7 protein-coding genes are annotated in these 8844 nt (G+C 57.0%); all 7 read left to right on the top strand.

The window, feature by feature from the left end; genetic code table 11:
* Positions 1-217: 217 nt before the first annotated feature.
* The 7 genes from DW151_RS01995 (at position 218) to mtnN (ending at position 8827) form a co-directional block, all read left to right on the top strand.
* Positions 218-1228, top strand: coding sequence for a LacI family DNA-binding transcriptional regulator (locus DW151_RS01995; RefSeq protein WP_118334177.1), 1011 nt, complete (start codon positions 218-220; stop codon positions 1226-1228).
* Positions 1229-1412: 184 nt separating this feature from the next.
* Positions 1413-2795 (top strand): family 43 glycosylhydrolase, encoded by a 1383-nt coding sequence (locus DW151_RS01990; RefSeq protein ID WP_055252441.1) that lies wholly within the window; start codon positions 1413-1415, stop codon positions 2793-2795.
* Positions 2796-2840: 45 nt separating this feature from the next.
* Positions 2841-4292 carry a PTS transporter subunit EIIC gene (locus DW151_RS01985; RefSeq protein WP_118334176.1) on the top strand — a complete coding sequence of 484 codons (1452 nt, stop codon included), beginning with the start codon at positions 2841-2843 and terminating at the stop codon, positions 4290-4292.
* A gap of 101 nt (positions 4293-4393) precedes the next feature.
* On the top strand, positions 4394-5836 hold the full coding sequence (locus tag DW151_RS01980) for a glycoside hydrolase family 32 protein (RefSeq protein ID WP_117840219.1): 1443 nt from the start codon (positions 4394-4396) through the stop codon (positions 5834-5836).
* 276 nt (positions 5837-6112) lie between these two features.
* Complete coding sequence (locus DW151_RS01975) at positions 6113-6967, top strand: DegV family protein (RefSeq protein WP_233543290.1); 855 nt, start codon at positions 6113-6115, stop codon at positions 6965-6967.
* A 174-nt stretch (positions 6968-7141) separates the two neighbouring features.
* The gene (pflA, locus tag DW151_RS01970) at positions 7142-7960 is read left to right on the top strand and encodes a pyruvate formate-lyase-activating protein (RefSeq protein ID WP_117766536.1); all 819 of its coding nucleotides are present in this window, start codon (positions 7142-7144) and stop codon (positions 7958-7960) included.
* A gap of 126 nt (positions 7961-8086) precedes the next feature.
* Positions 8087-8827, top strand: a complete 741-nt coding sequence (mtnN, locus tag DW151_RS01965) for a 5'-methylthioadenosine/S-adenosylhomocysteine nucleosidase (RefSeq protein ID WP_118334173.1) — start codon at positions 8087-8089, stop codon at positions 8825-8827.
* Positions 8828-8844: the final 17 nt, after the last annotated feature.

Raw genomic sequence — 8844 nt, 5'->3', positions numbered from 1 at the left:
TCGACGTCTTCAATACAGACAATATCAGTGCGGAATGTTTTGGGAGGTAGCCCAAACAGCCCCAGCGGGGGTCCTGTGTAGCCACCCTTTAGGCGGAACTCTCCTAATTATTTGGATGAGTCGTTTACTTACTTGTACTGTTACCGTCTTCCCACTGTTGTTGGGGTATGCTTTGTTCGTATGTAAACGTATGACATGTTGATGAGGGGAGGGTGCTATGGCTCGCGAGGGCGCTCGTTCTAAGGATTCTGCTAAGCCTGGCATCAAGGAAGTTGCAGCGGTGGCGGGGGTTTCGCCTACTACGGTATCTCGCGTGCTTAATAATCGCGGCTACATTAGCCAGGAAACCCGCGATAAAGTCCATGCGGCGATGGAGCGCATCAATTACACGCCCAACGATATCGCCCGTGCCATGCTCAACGGTCGCCTGAACCTTATCGGCATGATTGTTCCCTTTGTGAGCAGCCCGTTCCATGCTCAGGTTGTGCAGGCGGTCGAGCGCACGTTAGCGGAAAACGGTTTTAAGATGTTGCTGTGCAACAGCGCCAATCGACCCGATCTTGAGCGTTCCTATATTGACATGCTCCGCCGCAATATGGTCGACGGCGTCATCGTCAACTCCCTCAATATCGGTGCCGAGGCGTATGCCGAGATGGGCTTGAGTCTGGTTGGTATCGACTGCGACCTTGGCGAGGCCTCTGTTCAGATTGCGAGCGACAGCTATAGCATCGGCGAACTTGCCACGCGTCGCCTGATCGATGACGGGTGTTCGCGCATCTTGTGCCTGCGCAACAATAGCCGCATGCGTATGCCTGCCAATAAGCGTACCGATGCCTACCACGATGTTGTGGAGCAGGCCGGTTTGCCCGCGCTTGTCCGTGAGGTCGAGTTCGTTAAGTCCGACGACGAAAAGAGCGCGGTCGTCGCGAAGATCCTCGATGAGAACCCCGATATTGACGGCATCTTTGCGGGAGACGACACGATGGCGGCCATCTGTCTCAACGTGATGAAGCAACGCGGCTTGAGCGCTCCGGACGATATTAAGGTCGTGGGCGCGGATGGTGCCCGCCGCACCATGACGTTTATGCCTGACTTAACAACCGTACGCCAAGATATCGATCGCATCGGAGAGCTCGCGGCGCAATCCATCATCGCTCTTATTAACGGCGATAAGCCCGAATCGAATATCAAACTCCCCGTTGAACTCATTGAGGGCAAAACCGCGTAGTTCATCCCGTGCCAAAAGAATTCCTCAAACGCCTCTGATGACCGTTCGCCGGCATATGTCAACCGTTTGCCGACGACTGGAACTGCGAAAAGACGTATTGGTGTGAAAACGTTTGACATATGAAAACGATTGACATATCTTGCAGTTGTACCGAGTTAGTATCTTGCGGGAAAGGAAGTCTCGGATGCACAAGGTGTATTACCAGCCTGAGGGAATTTGGGTAGGCGACATCATGCCGTACGGCGAGGACGGCACGTTCTATCTCTATCACCAGCGTGACACGCGTAACCCCGGACCTTTCGGAGAGCCGTTTGGCTGGGCGCTCGCTACGACCAAGGACTTCGTCAATTACAAAGACTTTGGCGAGAGCCTTGAGCGTGGCGGCGACGAGGAAGTCGACCAGTATGTTTATGCCGGCACGGTGTTTAAGGTGGGCGACAAGTACCATGCGCTCTACACTGGTTGCAATCGCGATAAGGTCCGCGCACGTTTGATGAAGCAGGTTCTTCTTCACGCAACGAGTGACGACGCCGTCAAGTGGGAGAAGAACATCGCCGAGACGCTGCTTCCGCCCCAGGAGGGTTACGATGACCGCAACTGGCGCGATCCCTTTGTGCTTTGGGATGAGGAGAACGAAGAGTACATGCTCATCCTCGGCACGCGTGTGGGCGAGGACAAGCGTCTGATGACCGGTCGTCTGGTCAAGTTCACCTCCAAGGACCTGGATACCTGGGAGTTCCAGGGCGACTGGTGGAATCCGGGCCTGTACACCATGTTTGAGATGCCTGATCTCTTTAAGATGGGCGACTGGTGGTATCTGGTGTTCTCTGAGTACAGCGATGGCAACAAGACCCGTTACCGCATGTCTCGCTCTATCAACGGTCCCTGGATTACTCCTGCGGACGATTCCTTCGATGGCCGCGCGTACTATGCCGCACGTACCGCATTTGATGGCGAGCGCCGCGTTCTCTTTGGTTGGGTTCCTACGCGTGACGAGGGCGGCGACCCCAGCTCTTACCTGTGGGGTGGCACCTTTATGCCCCTCGAGATCGTTCAGCGTGCCGACGGAACGCTTGGCACCAAACTCCCCGACAGCATGCTTGGCGCCTTTGGCGAGGCTAAGGCAGTCGAGGCCTTTGAGCTTTCCTGCGAGTCGGGCAAGGTCGAGCAGGTGCTCGCTGCGGATGCCGGTTCCACCTATATGCTCGACGCCGACATCGAGCTCGCCGGTGACGCTGCCGGCTTCTCGGTGAAGCTCGCCGAGGACGCCGAGTCCGGTCTTGCCTATGAGTTCCGCGCCAACCTGCGTGAGGGCAAGCTCGAGTTTACGGCGGCCCCCCAGTATCCGTGGTTCCAGGTCAACAACATGGGCCTCGAGCGTCCGTTGTTCTTTAAGGGCGAGGGCACTCATCATGTGCGCCTGGTCGTTGACGACGATATCGCGACCATCTTTGTCGATGATGTTGCGCTTAACGCTCGCTTCTGCAATAAGCAGGGCCAGGGTGTGGCGCTGACGGTCACCGACGGTACGGTCAAGTGCGCAAATGCAACGATCGCATCTCTGTAATGGCCACAAAACGTCTTATGATTTCGTAAGGGAATGGAGAGGAACATGGACTACAAAGTAGTGTCTCAGCAAGTCGTCGATAACGTCGGCGGTCTGGATAACATCGAGGGTGCCACGCATTGCGTTACGCGTCTGCGTCTGGTGCTCAAGGATACGAGCAAGTACAACAAGGCCGAGCTCGAGAACATCGATGGCGTCAAGGGCGTGCTGTACAACAGCGGCCAGCTCATGATCATCTTCGGTACCGGTACCGTAAACAAGGTCTATGATGAGTTTATGGCTCTGACGGGCGTTAAGGAGATCAGTGCTTCCGAGGTCAAGGGCGCCGAGGCGGACAAGAAGGGCAAGTTCTTCTCGGTCCTCAAGGTATTCTCGGACATCTTTATCCCCATCATTCCCGCTTTCGTCGGCGCTGCTATCATCATCGGCCTTAAGTCGCTGATCGTTGCCAACGGCCTCTTTGGCATGGAGGGCAGCCTTGCCGACCACAGCGAGTTCCTCAAGAACCTCGCAAGCTTCTTTGCCATTATCGCTACCACCTTCGATTACCTGCCTGTCCTGGTGATGTACAGCGCGGTCAAGCGTTTTGGCGGCAACCCGATCCTAGGTATCCTCGTCGGCATCGTCATGGTTCATCCGAGCCTTATGAACCGCAACGCGTTCGTTATGGACCCGACGGGTGCTGAGTATTGGAACTTTGGTCCGCTCTCCATTCCCATGGTTGCTTTCCAGGGCGGCGTGTTCCCCGCAATCCTGACCGCCTGGTTCATGGCCAAGGTCGAGAAGATTGCCCAGAAGTACATCCCCGAGGTCGTTTCGTTCGTCTTTGTCCCGACCGTTACCCTGATTCTTGCTAACGTTGCCCTGTTCACCGTGTTCGGCCCGCTCGGCAACCTGATCGGTGACGTCCTCGCCGGCGTAATCGATATCCTGTACAACAGGATGGGCGTCTTTGGTGCCTTTGTCTTCGCCGCGTTCCTGCAGCCGCTCGTCGTTACCGGTACGCATCAGTTCATCCAGGGTATCGAGGCCAACCTCGTTGCCACGACCGGCTTCAACTACATCCAGGCCATCTGGTCGGTTTCCATCATCGCCCAGGGCGGCGGCGCCATCGGCATGTACCTCATTCACAAGAAGCATTCCAAAGAGCGCAACATTTGCATGTCGTCCTTTATCCCGACGCTGGTCGGTATCTCCGAGCCCGCAATCTTTGCTGCAAACATGCGCTACTCGATTATTCCGTTCATCTGCGCATGCATCGGTGCAGGCTGCGGCGGTGCCTTCGTGAAGCTCTTTGAGGTGCGCGCCATCGGTCAGGGTCTGACCGGCGTGCTTGGCCTGCTCATCGTCACGCCCGAGACGCTCGTGTGGTATGTGGCTGGCAATCTCATCGCCTTTATCGTGCCGATCGTCTTGATCTTTGCCTACAACAAGGCAAAGGGCGTGCCGACCACTGATGAAGAGGGCGCTGGTGCTGGCTTTGATGTCAGCTTCTAGTTGAGCCGTTCAGCGTAATCTGAGGATAAGTCCATTTGGGGAAGGGCGTTCGACTCGTGTGAGTCGAGCGTCCTTCCCCATAGACGAGAAAGTCAACGGCGATGTTTAATCAAAAAAATAAGGTGACACGCGCGGACTATGAGCAGTGGCGTGCCGGACAGGATGAGACGGCGGGTCGCATCGCGTCCGACCCCGATAGGCTCCTGTTCCATGTGGAGCCTGAGCTTGGCTGGCTCAACGACCCCAACGGTTTGGTGCAGATCGGTGATACGTATCACATCTATCACCAATACGATCCATTCGATGCTGCGCATGGCGGTCCAGTGCTTTGGAATCATCTGACAACAAAGGATTTTGTGACGTACGAGAATCGCGGCCCTGTGCTGTTCCCCGATTCCGATTTGGATTCGAGCGGAGCGTATTCTGGTTCTGCCTTTGTACACGACGGCAAGATTCACTACTTCTATACCGGCAACGTCAAGCATTTTGACCGCGATGATTACGACTACGTGTTGACGGGCCGTGAGCAAAACCAGATTCATGTGGTTGCCGAGAACCCCGACGAATTGGGCGAGAAGCGCATAGCTGTTGGGCCGGTCGATTACCCCGACGATATCGGTACGCACGTGCGTGATCCCAAAATCCTTGAACACGATGGTATCTACTACATGGTTCTGGGCGCTCGTACGAAAGACGACCGCGGCTGCGTGCTTGTCTATACCTCGAGCAATCTAGAGGACTGGAGCTATGCGACGCGCATTGAGTTGGGCGAGAAGTTTGGCTTTATGTGGGAGTGCCCCGATCTGTTTGAGCTCGATGGTGAGCTTATTCTCGTTTGCTGTCCGCAGGGTGTGTCCGCCGATGGATGGCGTTACCGCAATCCGCACCAGTGCGTGTGGTTTCCCATCGAGGCCGATTGGGAGGCGCCGAGTTTTAAGATCGCCGGGCAGGGCATGCCCCCGATGGTCGATGCCGGCTTTGATTTCTACGCACCGCAGTCTTTTGAGGATGCTGCGGGTCGGCGTTTGATGATCGGGTGGTCGGGTTGCCCCGATGCGACGGCAAAAAGCCCGACGGTGGCACGCGGGTGGCAGTGCGCGTTGACGGTGCCGAGAAAACTGAGCATGCGCGATGGTAAGCTCTGTCAGCAGCCGGTGCACGAGATTGAGAGGATGCGCGGCGACTGCGTTTGCGCGACAGGCGGTGAAACCGTTGAGGAGCCGGGCCGCCTGTTTGATCTTGTGGTTTCCTGTGAGGGCGCCCAGGTGATCGAGCTCGAAATCCGCAAGGGTGTCTTTGTGCGCTATGCAGACGGGATGCTTACCCTCGACATGGGTGACGAAGGCTATGGGCGCGACCAGAGGTCGATCGAGCTCAGCGAGCTTCGCGACCTGCGCGTGCTTTCGGACACTACGATGGTCGAGATTTTTGCAAATGGCGGCGAGGCGGCACTTACGAGCCGTACCTATTCGCCGGCGGTTCCGGCGATGGAGCTGCACGCCGAGGGTGCGGCATCGATGAATTTCTACCGCCTCGTGCATTAACCGTGCGTGGAGCACGATTGGATTTGCTGGACGGAATGTGTCGCAGTTGTCGCGGCCAACTACCGCTTACCGCATATAGCGACCGTTTGCGGAATAAGTAACCCTCCTTAATAAACCGTGTGGAATCCTAGATAAGCACGGAGTTTTCCAGGGAGACGCTGTCCTTTGTTGTGTGCAAGGGGCGGCGTCTCTTTGGCGCTTGGACGCCGTTGTGCAACAGTGCGGCGGCGCGTGCCATGTATTGAAAAGCCAATGTCGAGATGGGTCGTGATAATAATGGGCAAGTACGTAATCGTGGTTGAGTCTGGGTCGGATGTGACGCCGGAGCTCTGCGAGCGCTACGGCATCGTGCGCGTGCCCATGCATGTCACGATTGGTGACGAGACCGTCGAGGACGGCTCGATCGATCCGCTCGAGATTTATTCGCGCTGCAACGAGTTTGGCGTGATGCCCAAGACCAGCGGCTGCGCGCCTGCGGATTTTGCTCACGTGTACGACCGCATTCACGCTGAGCAGCCCGATGCGACTATTCTGCATCTCGCGTATTCCGAGGCCACGACCTGCTCGCATCAATCATCGAAGATCGCCGCCAAGGGTCGCGACTACGTGTTCTCTATGGACACGCGCTTTGTCTCGGTAGGCCAGTCGCTCGTTGTCGTCGAGACCGCCAAATACATCGAGGCTCACCCCGATGCCACCGTCGACGAGATCTTTGCATTTACGAATTCCGTCATGGACCGCGTGCTGCTGGGCTTTGTTCCTACCGATCTTGCCTTTCTTAAGGCGGGCGGTCGCTTGTCCAACGTCGCATTCCTTGGCGCCCATCTGCTCAAGATTAAGCCCTGCATTGAGGTGACGGGCGGCAAGTTCGTGGCGACCAAGAAGTTCCGCGGCTCTATGCTCAAGTGCGCCCGCGCCTTTATTGACCACATGGTTGCGAAGGGCGAGATTGACTACTCGCACATTGGCCTGGCGTATTCGGTGGGCCTTTCCCGGGAGCTGCGCGATGACATGGAGGTCTATGCGCATGATCTGGGCTTTAAGGACGTTACCTGGACTCAGGTCGGCGGCGTCATCTCGAGCCATTGCGGCCCGACCGCCTTAGGTGCGGTGCTCACGCTTAAGGCGTAAAGGCCGCAGGCGAGCGTTCTTCAGCCTGACATCTCGACGTAGCCCCCAGCCATGGTGATGGGGGATAGATTAAAACGTGCCGTTCTAGTCCGAGACGTTTAAACGCAAACGCATGGGCTAGAATGACTCTGGCATTTTAATTGGTTGCATCCAAGGAGAGGCAAGGTAGCGCGAATGGCAGAAATGACGCTTGAGGGTGTGGACGCTCGTCCCGAGGACTCTGCGTTTGCCCTTGGCCGCGTGCATTCGATCGAGACGATGGGAACGGTCGACGGACCCGGCATCCGCTTTGTGGTGTTTGTTCAGGGCTGTCCCATGCGCTGCGCGTATTGCCACAATCCCGATACCTGGTCGGTCAACGGCGGCACCATGGTGACCGTCGAACACCTGATGGATGAGTTCCAGAGTAACCACGAGTTCTATCGCAGCGGTGGCATTACGGTGTCCGGCGGCGAGCCGCTCCTGCAGCCCGAGTTTTTGGCCGATCTGTTTCGTGCTATGCATAACAACCCCGATGGCCGTGTACATACCTGCCTAGATAGCTGTGGCTATGCATTTGACCCCAACCACCCCGAGAAGTTCGATGCCGTGCTCAACGAGACCGACATGGTACTGCTCGATATTAAGCATGCCGACCCGGTCGAGCATAAAAAGCTGACCGGTTGCGATCCCGCACGCATCTTGGCGTTCGGCGATGAACTTGCACGTCGCAAGATCAAGGTCGTTATCCGCCACGTGGTGGTGCCGGGCATTACCGACACGGTGGAGGAGTGCGAGAAGCTCGGTCGCCTCATCGCTCCATGGCACAACGTGGTGGGCCTGGAAATGCTGCCGTATCACACGATGGGTGTCGTCAAGTACGAGCAACTGGGCATTCCCTATAAGCTTGAGGGCGTACCTCAGATGGATACCGCGCGCATGCCCGAGCTGCGCAATGCCGTTATGGCCGGTATGAAAAAGCGCCGTGCGGAGCTCAGGTCGGCCATCGGCTAACAAGCCATTTTTGCCCCTTTATGATACCCGAGCTGTACTGGCCTAACGGCTTGGTGCTGACACGGTTGAGCCAAAATGCTGGTACCATACCGTGGATAAGCAATTTGCACGGATTTGGGGGATGGCATGGCAACCATCGCGATCATAGGCGCACTCGAAAAAGAGGTTGCGCAGATTAAGGAAGAGCTGAGTGGCACGCATGAGTCGCAGGAGGCGGGCTTGACCGTTGTGAACGGTGGGCTTTCGGGTCTGACAGTAGTCGCCACGACGGCAGGCATGGGGACCGTGAACGCCGCTGCCGCAACGCAGCATCTCATCAGCAAATACGCCCCGCAGGCCGTTGTGTTTTCGGGCATTGCGGGCGGCCTAAACCCTAAACTCCATATTAACGACGTGGTTATAGGCAAGTGCCTGCGCTATCTGGATACCGATACGGCACTCATCGCCGAGTCCGCGCCGGGGCTTGAGGAATTTGCCTCGACGCCGGCGTTGGCTGATGTTGCCGCCGTCGTGCTTGCCGAGCACGGGTTTGTGGACGCATCGCTGGATGTAGCGGCTGCGGAGATGGACCCCAAGCAGTTCCTGTGTGGCACTATCGCCACGGGTGACCGCTTTGTTACGGGTGACGCCATGCGTAACGCTGCGATTGAGGCCACGCATGCCGATTGCGTCGAGATGGAGGGCGCGGCAATTGCGCACATCGCGGCCAAGAATGGTGTCGATTGCCTGGTGCTGCGCGCTATCAGCGATAATTGTGACGAGGCATATGACGCGTTTTGCGAGCGCGAGTTCGATCTGGATGAGTACGCTCGCACCGCGAGCGGCATCACGCTTGACATCGTCCGTCGTATTGCCGCCGCGCAATAGCACGCCCGTTTTGTAAA

Origin of the sequence: Collinsella sp. AM13-34 (genome assembly GCF_003473055.1) — a bacterium.
Lineage (GTDB): Bacteria > Actinomycetota > Coriobacteriia > Coriobacteriales > Coriobacteriaceae > Collinsella.
The sequence above is the reverse complement of the archived record's forward strand: the minus strand, read 5'-3'. Positions and strand labels throughout refer to the sequence as shown.